Source organism: Stutzerimonas sp. VN223-3 (genome assembly GCF_045999685.1).
Taxonomy (GTDB): Bacteria; Pseudomonadota; Gammaproteobacteria; order Pseudomonadales; family Pseudomonadaceae; genus Stutzerimonas; species Stutzerimonas stutzeri_AR.
Genome location: NZ_RBEC01000001.1, coordinates 1,662,322 through 1,678,287 on the forward strand (window position 1 = coordinate 1,662,322; position 15,966 = coordinate 1,678,287).

12 protein-coding genes and 3 tRNA genes are annotated in these 15,966 nt (G+C 57.7%); 2 read left to right on the forward strand and 13 right to left on the reverse strand.

Annotation, left to right across the window (positions count from 1 at the left end; all coding sequences use genetic code 11):
* Window positions 1–84: 84 nt before the first annotated feature.
* From lon to D7241_RS07480, 7 genes are all read right to left on the reverse strand, one after another.
* A complete protein-coding gene (lon, locus tag D7241_RS07450; RefSeq protein ID WP_408100958.1) occupies window positions 85–2,481 on the reverse strand; it encodes an endopeptidase La in 2,397 nt (798 codons plus the stop codon).
* Window positions 2,482–2,610: 129 nt separating this feature from the next.
* Window positions 2,611–3,891: an ATP-dependent Clp protease ATP-binding subunit ClpX gene (gene clpX, locus D7241_RS07455; RefSeq protein WP_255976281.1), complete on the reverse strand. Its 1,281-nt coding sequence runs from the start codon at window positions 3,889–3,891 to the stop codon at window positions 2,611–2,613.
* A gap of 98 nt (window positions 3,892–3,989) precedes the next feature.
* On the reverse strand, window positions 3,990–4,628 hold the full coding sequence (gene clpP / locus D7241_RS07460; RefSeq protein WP_408100959.1) for an ATP-dependent Clp endopeptidase proteolytic subunit ClpP: 639 nt from the start codon (window positions 4,626–4,628) through the stop codon (window positions 3,990–3,992).
* 88 nt (window positions 4,629–4,716) lie between these two features.
* Window positions 4,717–6,027: a trigger factor gene (tig, locus tag D7241_RS07465; protein WP_408100960.1), complete on the reverse strand. Its 1,311-nt coding sequence runs from the start codon at window positions 6,025–6,027 to the stop codon at window positions 4,717–4,719.
* Between the two features lie 252 nt (window positions 6,028–6,279).
* A tRNA-Leu gene (locus D7241_RS07470) sits at window positions 6,280–6,364 on the reverse strand.
* Window positions 6,365–6,411: 47 nt separating this feature from the next.
* Window positions 6,412–6,487: transfer RNA gene (locus D7241_RS07475), tRNA-His, on the reverse strand.
* A 31-nt stretch (window positions 6,488–6,518) separates the two neighbouring features.
* Window positions 6,519–6,595, reverse strand: a tRNA-Arg gene (locus D7241_RS07480).
* A 273-nt stretch (window positions 6,596–6,868) separates the two neighbouring features.
* On the opposite strand from D7241_RS07480, the gene folD reads away from it, so the two are divergent.
* On the forward strand, window positions 6,869–7,723 hold the full coding sequence (folD, locus tag D7241_RS07485; RefSeq protein ID WP_408100961.1) for a bifunctional methylenetetrahydrofolate dehydrogenase/methenyltetrahydrofolate cyclohydrolase FolD: 855 nt from the start codon (window positions 6,869–6,871) through the stop codon (window positions 7,721–7,723).
* Between the two features lie 116 nt (window positions 7,724–7,839).
* On the opposite strand, the gene D7241_RS07490 is transcribed toward folD, so the two are convergent.
* From D7241_RS07490 to D7241_RS07515, 6 genes are read right to left on the reverse strand one after another with little or no spacing between them, the layout of a single operon-like run.
* On the reverse strand, window positions 7,840–9,579 hold the full coding sequence (locus D7241_RS07490; protein ID WP_408100962.1) for an ABC transporter substrate-binding protein: 1,740 nt from the start codon (window positions 9,577–9,579) through the stop codon (window positions 7,840–7,842).
* Between the two features lie 42 nt (window positions 9,580–9,621).
* Entirely contained in the window at window positions 9,622–9,894 is a 273-nt protein-coding gene (locus D7241_RS07495; protein WP_255976291.1) for a DUF2160 domain-containing protein, read from the reverse strand.
* An 11-nt stretch (window positions 9,895–9,905) separates the two neighbouring features.
* Window positions 9,906–10,706, reverse strand: a complete 801-nt coding sequence (locus D7241_RS07500) for a carbohydrate ABC transporter permease (protein WP_255976992.1) — start codon at window positions 10,704–10,706, stop codon at window positions 9,906–9,908.
* A 13-nt stretch (window positions 10,707–10,719) separates the two neighbouring features.
* The gene (locus tag D7241_RS07505; RefSeq protein WP_408100963.1) at window positions 10,720–11,583 is read right to left on the reverse strand and encodes a carbohydrate ABC transporter permease; all 864 of its coding nucleotides are present in this window, start codon (window positions 11,581–11,583) and stop codon (window positions 10,720–10,722) included.
* Window positions 11,580–12,674, reverse strand: a complete 1,095-nt coding sequence (locus D7241_RS07510) for an ABC transporter ATP-binding protein (RefSeq protein ID WP_408100964.1) — start codon at window positions 12,672–12,674, stop codon at window positions 11,580–11,582. The genes D7241_RS07505 and D7241_RS07510 overlap by 4 nt, the downstream gene beginning before the upstream one ends.
* Before the next feature lie 9 nt (window positions 12,675–12,683).
* On the reverse strand, window positions 12,684–13,766 hold the full coding sequence (locus D7241_RS07515) for an ABC transporter ATP-binding protein (RefSeq protein WP_408100965.1): 1,083 nt from the start codon (window positions 13,764–13,766) through the stop codon (window positions 12,684–12,686).
* Window positions 13,767–13,983: 217 nt separating this feature from the next.
* Between D7241_RS07515 and D7241_RS07520 the strand changes: the two genes are divergently transcribed.
* Window positions 13,984–15,846: a sigma-54-dependent Fis family transcriptional regulator gene (locus D7241_RS07520; RefSeq protein ID WP_408100966.1), complete on the forward strand. Its 1,863-nt coding sequence runs from the start codon at window positions 13,984–13,986 to the stop codon at window positions 15,844–15,846.
* Window positions 15,847–15,966 lie beyond the last annotated feature (120 nt).

Sequence of the window (15,966 nt, forward strand, 5' to 3'; positions counted from 1 at the left end):
GCAAAAGCGGTGCTGAAATAGCAGCGACACAAGGGGCCGGTTTATAACAAGGACGCCGAAAATGTGTCAACAAAGCCTTCCAGACTAATGCGTGCTGATTCGCTCCTTGGAATCAGACTCGCGTTTGTCTTCCTTTGCAACTATATCGGGAGCCGCATCAGGCAAGGGCTCCGGCGCGTATTGCAGCGCAATTTGGAGGACTTCGTCAATCCACTTCACCGGTTTAATCTGCAGGTCCTGCTTAATATTCTCAGGAATCTCTTTCAGATCACGCTGATTCTCTTCAGGGATGATCACCGTCTTGATGCCGCCTCGATGTGCGGCGAGCAATTTCTCTTTCAATCCACCGATGGCCAACACCTGGCCACGCAAGGTGATCTCTCCGGTCATGGCGACCTCGGCGCGAACGGGAATCTGCGTCAGCGCGGAAACAAGCGCCGTGCACATCCCGATACCGGCGCTGGGGCCGTCCTTCGGCGTTGCTCCTTCCGGCACGTGAATATGAATGTCCTGCTTTTCATGAAAGTCCAGCGGAATACCCAGGCTCTTGGCCCGACTACGTACGACAGTAAGTGCAGCGGTAATCGACTCGCCCATCACGTCGCCGAGCGAACCGGTCTTGGTCAGACGGCCCTTGCCAGGCACCACAGCCGCCTCGATGGTCAGTAGCTCGCCGCCAACCTGGGTCCAGGCCAGGCCGGTCACTTGGCCGACTTGATCCTGTTGTTCAGCAAGCCCATAACGGAACTTGCGCACCCCAAGGAAATGCTCGAGCGATTCGGCGGTGACGTTCACCTCGAAGCTCTTTTCTGCCGCATGTTCTTTGACTACCTTCCGGCAGACTTTCGCCAGTTGGCGCTCCAAACCGCGAACGCCAGCTTCACGCGTGTAATAGCGAATTATGTCGCGTATGGCCTCTTCGTCGAAAATCAGCTCGGCCATCTTCAATCCATTTGCCTGCACCTGCTTCGGAACCAGATAGCGAATCGCAATATTGATCTTCTCGTCTTCGGTATACCCAGGGAGACGTATCACCTCCATGCGATCCAGCAGCGGCGCCGGAATATTCATGGAGTTGGCGGTGCAGAGAAACATCACATCGGACAGGTCGTAGTCGACCTCAAGATAATGGTCATTGAAGTTATGGTTCTGCTCGGGATCAAGCACCTCAAGCAGCGCCGATGCCGGGTCGCCGCGCATGTCGTTACCCATCTTGTCGATTTCATCAAGCAGAAACAGGGGGTTACGAACACCGACCTTGCTCATCTTTTGAATCAACCGGCCTGGCATTGACCCTATATAGGTACGGCGGTGCCCGCGAATCTCGGCCTCATCCCGCACGCCACCCAGCGCCATTCGCACAAACTTACGGTTAGTGGAGCGTGCGATGGATTCCGCCAGCGAAGTCTTGCCCACGCCTGGCGGGCCAACCAGACATAGCACCGGCCCCTTGAGCTTCTTGACGCGCTTCTGCACGGCAAGGTACTCGAGAATGCGGTCCTTCACCTCTTCGAGGCCGTAATGGTCGGTATCGAGTACGTCTTCAGCCTTTGCCAGATCGAGGCGCACCTTGCTGGCTGCCTTCCAGGGCACGTTCACCAGCCAGTCGATGTAGGTCCGAACCACAGTGGCCTCTGCCGACATTGGCGACATTTGCTTGAGCTTGTTCAGCTCGGTTGTCGCCTTGGCATGGGCATCTTTGCTCAGGCCAGCATTCTCGATGCGCTTCTTCAGGTCATCGATTTCATTGTGACCTTCGTCGATATCACCCAGTTCTTTCTGAATAGCCTTCATCTGCTCGTTCAGATAGTACTCGCGCTGGCTACGCTCCATCTGCTTCTTAACGCGTCCACGGATACGCTTTTCAACCTGAAGCAGATCGATTTCGGCATCCAGCAAGGCCAGGACGTGTTCAACCCGAGCGGGCAGCTCGGTAATTTCCAGAATCGCCTGCTTCTGCTCGATCTTGAGCGCCATATGCGCAGCCATGGTGTCAACCAGGCGCGCCGGTTCATCGATGCTTGCAAGCGATGAGAGCACTTCGGAGGGGACTTTTTTGCCGAGCTGAACGTATTGCTCGAACTGACTCAGCAGACTGCGGGTAAAGACTTCCGCTTCGCGCTCCTCGATGTCCGACTCTTCGATAAGCGACACCTCGGCACGGCAGTGATCATCCACATCGAAGAAACGATCTATGACGCCGCGCTGTTCACCTTCGACAAGCACCTTGACAGTGCCGTCGGGGAGCTTGAGCAGCTGCAAAACGGTCGCGATCGTACCCACGCGATACAGGCCTTCTTCAGCCGGATCATCATCGGCTGGGTTCCTCTGAGCCAGCAGCAGTATCTGCTTGTCACCGGCCATGGCGGACTCGAGGGCCTCGATGGACTTTTCTCGGCCAACGAACAGCGGAATTACCATGTGCGGGTAAACCACGACGTCGCGCAGCGGCAAAAGGGGCAATTCGATGGTTGTCTTCATAAATTCAGCTCTACGACGGCCATACGGCGGTGAACGGGGAAACACCCTGGCAATTAAGATGAGGGCACGCAGGGCAAAAAACAAGGATGGCGCAGAAATGCAAAGGGGCCCGGAGGCCCCTTTGTTCTGTTACGCGTCTGGCGCAGCCTTTGCGGGCGGCTCGCTGTTTTCGTAAATCAGTAGAGGTTGCGATGTACCTTCGATAACGCTCTCGTCGATGACCACCTTGCTGACATCCTTTTGTGAAGGAATCTCGTACATGGTGTCCAGCAGAACGCCCTCAAGGATCGAACGCAGGCCACGTGCGCCGGTCTTGCGCTCTAGCGCGCGACCTGCGACAGCCTTGAGCGCATCGTTACGGAACTCCAAATCCACACCTTCGAGCTCGAATAGTTTGGCGTACTGCTTGGTCAGTGCATTCTTGGGCTCGGTAAGGATCTGGATCAAGGCGGCCTCATCCAGTTCATCGAGCGTGGCAATAACTGGCAGACGGCCCACAAATTCCGGAATCAGGCCAAACTTGACGAGGTCGTCAGGCTCTACCGCACGCAGCGATTCGCCGATCTTCTTGCCTAAATCCTTACTGCGAACCTCTGCATTGAAGCCGATGCCACCTTGGGTCGAACGCCCCTGAATGACCTTTTCAAGGCCAGCGAATGCGCCGCCGCAAATAAATAGGATATTGCGCGTATCGACCTGTAGGAACTCCTGCTGTGGATGCTTGCGACCGCCTTGGGGCGGAACCGAGGCGACCGTACCCTCGATCAGCTTGAGCAGCGCCTGCTGCACGCCCTCGCCCGATACGTCCCGAGTAATCGACGGGTTGTCAGACTTGCGTGAAATCTTGTCGATCTCATCGATGTAGACGATGCCCATCTGAGCTTTTTCCACATCGTAATCGCATTTCTGCAGCAGCTTTTGAATGATGTTCTCAACATCCTCACCTACGTAGCCAGCCTCGGTGAGCGTGGTGGCGTCGGCGATGGTGAACGGCACATTCAGTAGCCGCGCAAGCGTCTCAGCGAGCAGGGTCTTGCCCGAGCCGGTCGGCCCGATCAACAGAATATTGCTCTTGCCCAGTTCGACTTCCTCTTTCTTGTCGCGCTGGTTGAGTCGCTTGTAATGGTTGTAAACCGCTACTGCCAGGATCTTCTTGGCGCGTTCCTGACCAATGACGTATTGGTCAAGAATACCGCTGATCTCCTTTGGCGCAGGCAGTTTTTGCGCGCTGCTCTCGGCCTGTGCTTCTTGCACCTCCTCACGGATGATGTCATTGCACAGGTCGACGCACTCGTCGCAGATAAAGACCGAGGGCCCGGCAATCAACTTGCGTACTTCATGCTGGCTTTTGCCGCAGAAAGAGCAATAGAGCAGCTTGCCGGAATCCTCGCCGTTGCGGGTATCAGTCATTCGATCGATCCAATCGGGAAGGCTTGAAACACAAGATGAAGGCAATCGTGGGCTTTTTCAAGCCCACACTGCCGCCGGATATCGCCGTGCGGACGAGATCAGACTGCCATCTGCCGTTGAGCCAGGACTTGGTCGATCAGTCCATACTTGACGGCTTCTTCGCCACTCATGAAATTGTCGCGGTCGGTATCCCGAGCAATCACTTCCATCGGCTGGCCGGTGTGCTCGGCCATTACCTTGTTCAGACGCTCACGGATAGTGAGGATTTCCCGAGCATGGATCTCGATGTCAGAGGCCTGCCCCTGGAAACCGCCCAGCGGCTGGTGAATCATCATCCGCGAGTGCGGCAAGCAGTAACGCTTCCCAGCCGCGCCACCGGTCAATAACAGAGCGCCCATGCTACAGGCCTGCCCGATGCATATGGTCGACACGTCCGGCTTGATGAACTGCATGGTGTCGTAGATCGACATACCCGCAGTGACGGAGCCGCCAGGGGAGTTGATGTACAGATGGATGTCCTTCTCGGGATTTTCTGCTTCGAGGAAGAGCATCTGTGCAACGATCAAGTTGGCCATGTAGTCTTCGACCTGGCCAACCATGAAGATCACCCGCTCCTTGAGAAGACGGGAATAAATGTCATACGCGCGCTCGCCACGGGCGGATTGTTCAATGACCATCGGCACCAGGCCACCCGCAGCCTGGATGTCTGGTGCTTGCATAAACGAATTGCCGGACATGTCCAACGATACTCCCTATGTCACGCCGCAAAGACATAAGCCAGCGCGAGGCTGGCTTATGAATGTGCATTAAACGGTTTGAAGAGACTCAGGCAGCTTGCGGGGCTTCCGCAGGCTTCACTGCTTCTTCGTAGGAGACCGACGTGTCGGTCAATTTAGCCTGCTGCAGGACAGTATCTACAACTTGTTCTTCGAGCACAACAGAGCGGACTTCGTTCAATTGCTCGTCGTTCTTATAGTACCAGGACACGACCTGCTCGGGCTCCTGATAGGCCGAAGCCATTTCTTCGATTAGCTCGCGAACCCGCGCGTCGTCAGGCTTGAGTTCGTACTGCTTGACCACCTCAGCGACGATCAGACCGAGCACGACGCGGCGCTTGGCCTGCTCTTCGAACAACTCAGCCGGCAATTGGTCAGGCTTGATGTTGCCCCCAAACTGCTGCACAGCCTGAACGCGCAGGCGATTCACTTCGTTGTCGATCAGCGCCTTCGGCACCTCGATCGGGTTGGCACTGACCAGTCCTTCCATGACCTGATTCTTGACCTTGGTCTTGATGGCCTGGCGTAGCTCGCGCTCCATGTTCTTCTTCACTTCGGCACGGAAGCCTTCGAGGCCGCCTTCCTGAACACCGAACTGAGCAAAGAACTCGTCGTCCAGCTCCGGCAGCTGCGCAGCGGCAACGCTATTGATAGTCACAGTGAACTCGGCAGTTTTGCCGGCGAGGTCGAGATTCTGATAGTCCTCAGGGAAGGCCGGATTGATAACCCGCTCTTCACCCGCCTTGGCACCAACCAGCGCGTCTTCGAAACCAGGAATCATGCGACCCGAACCCAATACAAGCTGGGTGCCCTGCGCCGAGCCGCCAGCGAAGGCTTCACCATCGATCTTGCCAACGAAGTCGATGTTCAACTGATCGCCATTCTCGGCGGCGCGATCGGTAGTCTCATAACGAGTGTTCTGCTTACGGAGGATATCGAGCATGTTATTGACGTCCGCATCTGCCACTTCGGCCTGCAAACGCTCAATCTCAATACCTTCGAAGCCGGCGACCTTGAACTCGGGGAATACTTCGAAAGTCGCGACGTACTCCAGGTCCTTGCCCTTTTCGAACACTTTCGGCTCGACTGCCGGTGCGCCGGCAGGATTCAGTTTCTCGGCAACTACGGCCTCGTAAAAAGTGGCCTGGATCAAATCGCCCAGCGCTTCCTGACGAGCAGCCGCTTCGTAGCGCTGACGAATCACGCTCATCGGCACCTTGCCGGGACGGAAACCTGGGATCTTGGCACGGCTGGCGGTCTGCTGCAGACGCTTGTTGACTTCGGTCTCGATGCGCTCGACCGGCACGCCAATGGTCATGCGGCGCTCAAGAGCGGAGGTGCTTTCAACAGAAACTTGCATGGATTTTCCTCGTTGCACAGACATAAGCCGGCGTTCCGGCCCCAGAATGGGCAAGCATTCTAGTGGCTCGCATGACAGAAGTCACCCCGTCCGGCAAGGCACCCGCAGCACTGAATCAGCTGCGCTGCACCTTCGTAGAGTTATCGAACAATCCAGCCCTGACGCCCGGACGGACCAATGAAACAGACAAAAAAAAACCGGCCACTGGCCGGTTGCTACACTCCGCATCATTTCAGATACGAAGCGCCTGTATGGTGCGGACGGAGAGACTCGAACTCTCACACCTTGCGGCGCCAGAACCTAAATCTGGTGTGTCTACCAATTCCACCACGTCCGCAGAACTTCTAAACGGAAACGCCAGGCAGTGCCTGGCGCTTCGGAATATGGGGTGGACGATGGGGTTCGAACCCACGACCGCAGGAGCCACAATCCTGTGCTCTACCAACTGAGCTACGCCCACCATATTGCCTTGCTTATGCCAGAGCCCAAAATGGCGCACCCGGCAGGACTCGAACCTGCGACCATCCGCTTAGAAGGCGGATGCTCTATCCAACTGAGCTACGGGCGCTTTATATCTGCATTCTATTCGGAGCGCAGACTTCAAGCTCCGGCCAGTGAAGGCACAGACCTTCAAAAGCCGTCTTACCCAGCAGCAAGCTGTGCTCGACAAGCGGGGCGAATCTTAATGGGCCACCTACAGGCCGTCAACACCAAAACCGAAAAAATTTCAGTCTGGTAAAGGAGTTACGGGAATAGATGGCCGCATCGTCTTTGCCCGACGGGACCACCGTGCGAGAATGCGCGTCCTTTTTCAATCCTCTCCGATGGTTAACCAAGCGTCATGACCGCAAAACTGATCGACGGTAAAAAGATCGCAGCCAATATCCGCCAGAAGATTGCTGGCAGAGTCGCCGAGCGCTCTCAGCAAGGCCTCAGAGTTCCAGGACTGGCAGTGATCCTCGTGGGCACCGACCCGGCGTCTCAGGTCTATGTTGCGCACAAGCGCAAGGACTGTGAGGAAGTCGGATTTAACTCCACCGCCCACGACCTGCCCGCTGAAACCAGCCAGGCCGAGTTGCTGGCGCTGATCGATCAGCTCAATGACGACCCACTTATCGACGGCATCCTCGTGCAGCTTCCATTGCCTAAGCACCTCGACGCGTCGCAGCTGCTTGAACGCATCCGCCCAGACAAAGATGTGGATGGCTTCCACCCATACAATATTGGCCGGCTTGCGCAACGTATGCCCCTGCTCCGTCCCTGCACACCGAAAGGCATTATGGCGCTGCTTGAGAGCACCGGTATCGACCTGCACGGACTCAACGCAGTGGTCGTCGGTGCGTCCAATATCGTCGGCCGGCCCATGGCACTGGAACTGCTGTTGGCGGGCTGTACGACAACGGTTACGCATCGCTTCACTAATGATCTGGCCGAGCACGTCAAGCGTGCCGACCTGATAGTAGTGGCGACCGGCATCACCGGGCTGGTCAAAGGTGAATGGATTAAGGAAGGCGCAATCGTCATTGATGTAGGCATCAACCGGCAGGCCGACGGCAAGTTGGTCGGAGACGTGGAGTTCGATGTTGCGGTACAGCGCGCCAGCTGGATTACGCCGGTACCCGGCGGGGTCGGTCCGATGACACGCGCCTGTCTGCTGGAAAATACGCTGCACGCGGCGGAGCATTTGCACACTTGATGTGAGCGCGTTATCAATGACGTGCTTGGCTCCGGGCAGCTACATGGCGTTCAAGAAAACGGCACCCTCGAGTGCCGTTTTTCCGTTGCAGGCCCAGCCGCGCATGCGGTAGCGGCTTAACGCTCTTGCTCCCAGGACTTGATCAGTTCGTTATAACTGACCGTCTTGCCTTGGGGCTTTTCATTTTCTAACTTGGGCTTCGGCGAGCCCGGCTGGCTCAGCCAGTATTCCGGATCGCGAGGCTCGTTGAGTATTGGTCCGCACTTCGGTTGTACATTGGCCCGTTCCAGCCGCGCCATCATCGTGTCCTGTGCTTCTGCAAGACCATCGAGCGCTTCCTGAGGCGTCTTGTCGCCACTGGCCGCTTCGGCGATGTACTGCCACCAGAGTTGTGCCAGACGCGGATAGTCCGGCACGTTGGTTCCGGTTGGCGTCCACTGCACCCGCGCCGGGCTACGATAGAACTCAACCAGCCCACCCAGCTTCGGCGCTGCCTCGGTCATGGCGTCGGAGTCGATATCGGATTCACGAATCGGGGTCAGACCGACAAGCGTTTTCTTCAACGACACGGTTTTCGACACCGTGAACTGTGCATAGAGCCAGGCGGCCAGCCGACGCTTCTCCGGCGTAGATACGAGGAAGGTCCAGGCACCGGCATCCTGATAGCCAAGCTTCATCCCCTCCTCCCAATATGGTCCCTTGGGCGACGGCGCCATACGCCATTTCGGCGTGCCGTCTTCATTGACGACTGGCAGGCCGGGCTTGGTCATGTCCGCAGTAAAGGCGGTGTACCAGAAGATCTGTTGAGCAATGTTGCCTTGAGCCGGGACCGGTCCGGATTCGGAGAACGTCATGCCCTGCGCTTCTGGCGGCGCGTACTCACGCATCCAATCGACATATTTCTGGGTCGCATAGACTGCCGCCGGTCCGTTGGTTGCGCCGCCACGGGAAACGCTAGAGCCCACCGGATGGCAGTCCTCAACGCGAATGCCCCACTCGTCCACCGGCAACCCGTTCGGCAACCCTTTGTCGCCAGCACCTGCCATGGAGAACCAGGCATCGGTGAAGCGCCAGCCCAGCGACGGGTCTTTCTTGCCGTAGTCCATATGGCCGTAGATGCGCTGTCCGTCGATTTCCTTGACGTGCTTACTGAAGAATTCGGCGATGTCTTCATAAGCGGACCAGTTTACTGGTACGCCCAACTCGTACCCGTAGCGGTCCTTGAATTGCTGCTTCAGTTCGGGGCGCTCGAACCAGTCGGCACGGAACCAGTAAAGGTTGGCGAACTGCTGGACCGGCAACTGATAGATCTTGCCGTCCGGCCCTGTGGTGAAGGAGATACCAATGAAGTCGTCCAGGTCGAGTGTCGGCAGCGTGTAATCCTTGGCCTCGCCCTCAATCATGTCGCTGATAGCAACCGCTTTGCCATAGCGGAAGTGAGTGCCGATCAGGTCGGAGTCGTTGATATAACCGTCATAGATATTCTTACCCGACTGCATTTGCGTCTGCAGTTTCTCGACCACATCGCCTTCCTGCATCAAGTCGTGCCGCAGGCGAATGCCAGTGATCTCGCTAAAGGCGCGCGCTAGCGTCTTCGACTCGTACTCGTGAGTGGTGATGGTTTCCGACGCGACGTTGATCTCCATACCGCGGAACGGCTCGGCGGCCTTGATGAACCAACGCAACTCTTCCATCTGCTGCTCGGGCGACAGGGTCGACGGATTGAACTCCGACTCGACCCATTTCTTCGCCGCATCTTCATAAGCGTCGGCCCAGGCCGCTCCCGTAATGCCGGACAACGTCAGCAGGGCAGCGAGCGCCATGCCATGTCGGGTGTTGTTTTTATTCTCGAACATAAACACCTCCTTTGGGTTTTTTGGAAGGATGAGCCGCAAGGCTCAACCCCAGCGCATCACTGCAAACAACCAGACAAGAGACAGCGCGGACGCTATCCAGATGCTCCAGTCGGTCAGCCCTATCAGCAAAAGATGCCAATAGGCGCTGCCCAGAAGTCCAATGAACAACCGATCGCCCCGCGTAGTGACGATGGGCAGCAAGCCCTTTCGCGGCACACAGGGCCGCCGCAGTTCCCACGCACTCATCAGCGCCAGCATCAGGCCGATCACGGCGAAGAACGCAGCAGTTGGTGTGGTCCAGGCCATCCAATTCATCGATAGCTCTCCTATACCCGTCCGAGGGCGAAGCCCTTAGCCACGTGGTTGCGCACGAACCAAATCACCAGCATGCCGGGCAGGATAGTCAGCACTCCGGCGGCGGCCAGCACACCCCAATCGATTCCCGAAGCCGATACGGTCCGTGTCATTACCGAGACGATGGGTTTGGCGTCCACCGAAGTGAGCGTTCGAGCGAGTAGCAGCTCCACCCAAGAAAACATGAAGCAAAAGAACGCGGTGACGCCGATGCCAGAGCCGATCAGCGGAATGAAAATCTTCAGGAAGAACTTGGGGAAGCTGTAACCGTCGATGTAGGCCGTCTCGTCGATCTCCTTTGGCACACCGGACATAAAGCCCTCGAGAATCCACACCGCCAGCGGTACGTTGAACAAACAGTGAGCCAGCGCCACGGCGATATGCGTATCGAACAGGCCGATCGACGAGTACAGCTGGAAGAACGGCAGTAGAAACACCGCAGGCGGCGCCATCCGATTGGTTAGTAGCCAGAAGAACAGATGCTTGTCGCCGAGAAAGCGAAAGCGTGAGAAGGCATACGCCGCCGGCAGCGCCACCGTCAGCGAAATCAGGGTATTCAGGCAGACGTAATACAGCGAATTGATGTAGCCGCTATACCAGCTGCGGTCGGTGAAAATGACCCGGTAGTTGTCTAGCGTGAAGCCCTGCGGCCAGAGCGTAAGCCCACCGAGGATCTCGGTGTTGCTCTTGAACGACATGTTGACGAGCCAATAAATGGGCACCATCAGAAAGGTGATGTAGAGGATCAGTACCGCTCGCTTGCGCAGATGCATTAGCTGGCCCTCTTCATTTCTGGTCGCCATGGGTCATCGCCGTATAGAACAGCCAGGACACCAGCAGGATGATCAAGAAGTAGATCAGCGAGAACGCCGCCGCCGGGCCGAGATCGAACTGCCCCACCGCCATCTTGGTGAGTGTCTGGCTGAGAAAAGTGGTGGCATTACCCGGGCCGCCACCCGTCAGCACGAACGGCTCGGTGTAAATCATGAAGCTGTCCATGAAGCGCAGCATCACGGCGATCAGCAATACGCTCTTCAGCTTTGGCAGCTGAATGTGGCGGAACACCGCCCACGCCGATGCGCGGTCGATGCGTGCTGCCTGGTAATAGACGTCCGGTATTGCCCGCAGGCCCGAATAGCAGAGCAGCGCGACCAGCGATGTCCAGTGCCATACGTCCATCACCAGCACCGTCACCCAGGCGTCACGCGTATTCGAGGCATAGTTGTAGCTGATGCCCAGTTCGTTGAGGACGTAACCCAGCAGGCCGATATCTGCGCGGCCGAAGATTTGCCAGATGGTGCCGACCACGTTCCATGGAATCAGTAACGGGATCGCCATAACGATCAGGCACAGCGAAGCCCAGCGTCCACGGGTCGGCATCGTAAGCGCGACGGCGATACCCAGCGGGATCTCGATCAGCAGGACGCAGCCGGAAAAGATGAACTGGCGCAGCAATGAATCATGCAGACGCGGATCGTTGAGTATCTGCCGATACCAATCGGCACCGACGAAGAATCGTGTCGATGAATCGAAGATGTCCTGCACCGAGTAGTTGACCACCGTCATCATCGGCAAAATGGCGCTGAAGGCCACCAGCAGGAAAACCGGTAGTACCAGCCACCATGCGCGGTTGTCCTGGACCTTGTTCATTGCAGCTCCTCAACCAGTAGATCATCGGCGTAGAGCATCAGCCATTGCGCCGGGAAGCCCACCCAGGCTTGCCCTTGCGGGACGACCTGATCTTCAGGCAGGCGCGCCTTGAGTAACTGGCCTTGCATGCGGAAGGTCAAAATCTTGTAGGTGCCGAGGTCCTCGACGCGCACCGCATCAACCTGCATGCCGCCGCTCGCCTCGTCGGCGACCTGCACGAATTCGGGTCGGATACCGATCTGCAGGCGCTTGCCGGCGAGCGATGGCAGGCGTGCCGCAAGCGATTCGGACAAACGCAGGTATTGATCGCCAAACGCCACACCGCCCTCCTCAGCCCGGACGTCAATCAAATTCATTCCCGGGCTGCCGACGAAGAAACCCACGAAGGTGTGTTGAGGGCGCTCGAAAAGCTCGCGCGGGGTGCCGAACTGAACGATCTGACCGCCATGCATCACCGCAATTTTTTCGGCGAAGGTCGAGGCTTCCAGCTGGTCATGAGTGACGTAGATCATGGTGATGTTGAACTGCTCGTGGATCTGTTTGAGCTTGCGTCGCAACTTCCACTTCAAGTGCGGATCGATGACCGTCAGCGGCTCGTCGAAGAGGATCGCCGATACGTCGTCCCGCACTAATCCCCGCCCCATGGACACCTTCTGTTTTTCGTCAGCGGTCAGGTTGCGAGCTTTTCGCTTGAGCAGCGGATGAAGATCGAGTACCTCGGCAATCTCATGGACCTTGCTGGTGACACGCGCCTCCGGGACGCCCTGATTGCGCAGGGGGAAAGCAAGGTTGTCGAACACAGTCATGGTGTCGTAGACGACCGGGAACTGAAAAACCTGGGCGATGTTGCGCTGCTCGGGCGTCATCCTGTTCACCTCGCGCGCGTCGAACAGCACCTGCCCTTCGGATGGGCTGAGCAAACCGGAAATGATGTTCAGCAAAGTTGACTTGCCGCAGCCGGAAGGGCCCAGCAATGCATAAGCTCCGCCCTGTTCCCAGACATGGTCCATCTCGCGGATGGCGTAATCCGCTGCGCCACGCGGCTGCGCACTGTAGCTGTGGGCCAGGTTCTGTAGACGAATCTCTGCCATGGGACTTCCTCAGACACGTCGCGCCGGCGCCTGGGCCAACCGACCCGTGGCGTCGAAGACGAATAGCTTGTGAGTCGGGATGTAGACGCGAATGGGCGAGTCCACTGGATAGTCGTGAACTCCCTGCACGTGCAGAACCAAGCTGAAGTGCTCGTTGCGCACGTGGAGAAAGGTCTCCGAGCCGCTGATTTCCGCCAGTTCGACCGTGCCAGAAACCTCCAGGTCGTCATCATTGGACGGCACCAGCCCGATGTGGCTGGGACGTACACCGAAGCTGTAAGCCCCCTCGCCTAGTCCGCGCAGATCGGCGTTCAGCGGAAAATGCATGCGATCTTCAAAGCTGACCTCACTGGAAGCGATACGCCCTGGCAATAAATTGATCGGCGGCTCGGAAAACAACTCGGCACTCAGCATCTGGCTCGGCCGGTGATAAACCTCAGACGTCGGTCCGCTCTGGATGACCCGCCCTTCATGCAGAACGGTGGCCGTGCCGCCCAATGCCAAGGCTTCGTTGGGCTCGGTGGTGGCGTATATGGCAATGCTGCGCCGCGTCCTGAACAGCTCGCGCATTTCCTGACGGAGCTCCTCGCGCAGCTTGTAATCGAGGTTTACCAGCGGCTCGTCGAATAGCACCAGATCGGCGTCTTTCACCAGCGCTCGGGCCATGGCCGTCCGCTGCTGCTGGCCGCCGGAAAGCTCCAACGGGTGTCGCTCCAGAAAGCTTTCGATGTGTAGCATTTCCGCCGTTTCGCGAACCTTGCGTTCGATCTCGACCTTACCAACCCCGATCTGACGCAGCGGCGACGCGATGTTTTCAAACACAGTCAACGTCGGGTAATTAATGAATTGCTGGTAAACCATCGACACGTTGCGCTTGCGTACCGGCACGCCGGTCACATCGGCCCCGTTCATGAGAATGCGGCCGCTACTCGGCTTGTCGAGGCCGGCCATTAGCCGCATCAGTGAGGTTTTACCCGCTAGCGTTCGCCCGATCAGCACGTTGAACGAACCAGGCTCGAAGCCAAGGCAAACGTCGTCGATGTGTAGCTGCCCATCGACCCTCTTGGTGACGTGTTCCAGTGTGAGGGACATGTCGCATCCTTCTATTTGTTATAGGAGAGCGATAGCCATATTCGTGCCATTTCGAAACGGCGGCTCTGGTTCGAGCTCCAGTGGTAAACGAGCAGTTCTGAACTGTTCAAAATGAACATTTCTGAACATTGACAGTGAACAGAAATGAACAAGACTGTTCAGGGCGCACGCTGCAACGCAGCGAAAACAACAAGAACTCGCATTCGAAGAGGGCGACATGGCCGACCCAGTCCAGTCCATTTCCCACCAGACACTGGTTGAAGAGTCCTGGCATCGCTGCGAGCGCTTTGGCCTGGACCCACTCAGCACGCCGAGCTTCGGCCAGCTCGCCGAACAGGACGTCAGTGCGCTGCTCGAACGGCAGCGAAACCTGGTGCAAACCACCCAGCGTGAAGTGCTGCCCTACTACGAAAATATCCTTTCGAATTCGAGTTGCGTGATTCTGCTGGCGGACAGCGGCGGCCAATTACTGGAGTCCTGGGGCGACCGGCGCTTCGTCGAGCCAGCCCAGCGCCGAGGCTTTTCCCCTGGTGCCAGCTGGATGGAACGCGACACCGGAACCAACGCTATCGGAACCGCCCTGGCCAGCGGGCAGGCAGTACACATTCAGCGCGACGAACATTTCCTCAAGGCCAACCGCTACCTCTCCGGCGCCGCTTCTCCGATCTTCGATGCGCAGCGACAGCTGATTGCGGTGCTCGACGTTTCCAGCGACAGCTATTTGCCGCCCTCGCACACGCTGGGCATGGTCAAGATGATGAGCCAGTCGGTGGAGAACCGACTGATCCTCAACCTGTTCCATGAAGATTACTTCCAGCTGACCTTCAACACGGGCCAGGACAATCTCGACAGTCAGTGGGCCGGCCTGCTGATCTTCGATGAGTCCGGACTGATCGTCTCGGCCAACCGACGCGCTGACAACCTGCTCGGCGTAACGCTGACGCGCACCCGAATCGACATGCTGTTCGATGTACCCCTGCTGCAATTGCTGAACCAGCCGGAAGAACAACCGATGCTGCTGCGCGCCATGGGTCGCCATCGATTTCATGGGACCATTCGACGACCGCAGAAGCCGCGCATTCAAGCCCGAGATTTTCGTAGTGCAGCCGCAAAGTACGCGGTGGATCTGGGAGGGGTTGATTACGGTGATCCGCGTGTGCAGAAAGTGGCTCGCCAGGCTCAGCGGATGCTGGAAAAGAACATTCCAGTCCTTGTTCACGGCGAGACCGGCGTTGGCAAAGAGTTTCTGGTCAAGGCGCTACACGCGGCCGGCTCCCGAGCGGCGGCACCGCTGATAGCCGTTAACTGTGCGGCCATTCCTGGCGAGCTGATCGAATCAGAGCTTTTCGGTTACGAGAAAGGTGCGTTCACCGGCGCTCATCACAAAGGCAGCAGCGGCCTGATTCGCAAGGCCGACAAGGGAGTGCTATTTCTTGATGAAATCGGCGACATGCCGCCCAATTTACAGGCCCGGCTGTTACGCGTCCTGCAGGACCGTTGCGTGCAACCGCTTGGAGGTGGCGACCCCTATCCTGTGGACTTCCGGCTGATCTGCGCGACCAACCGGTCTTTGCGGCAGGAGGTCGAAAGCGGGCGCTTTCGCCAGGACCTGTTCTACCGCGTCAGTGGTTTCAGTACCGAGCTGCCGCCGCTGCGTGCGCGAGCCGATAAGCTCGCGCTATTTCAGCGGGTATGGGAACAGCATCGCGAGCCACAGCAATGGGCTGGCCTGAGCAACGAAGTCCAGCGCTTGTTCGAACGCCACCCCTGGCCCGGCAATATCCGTCAGCTGAGCAGCGTGATCCAGGTCGCCTTGGCGATGGCTGACGAACAGCAGATCAGGCCGGAACATCTGCCTGATGACTTCTTCGATGACCTCGAAGCCGAGCCCGACGAGGGCCGATACGACTCGCAGCGCCAACTCAACATGCTCGAGCCCCAGCGAACCCAGCCGAACCAACAACTGCGTAGTCAGTTCGAAGCCTGTCGCGGCAATATTTCGCATCTAGCCCGGCACCTCGGCGTCAGTCGCAACACCTTGTACAAGCGACTGCGTGCCGAGGGCCTTTATCCAGGTTAAGTTTGCGGCATAGCTCCGCAAGACGCTTGAACGACGCTGGATACCGGCATTGACGGTTTCGCCTCCGACGTAGGGTGGGCTTCAGCCCACCGGTGGTGGTAGCTAATCCACTGCGCGGGA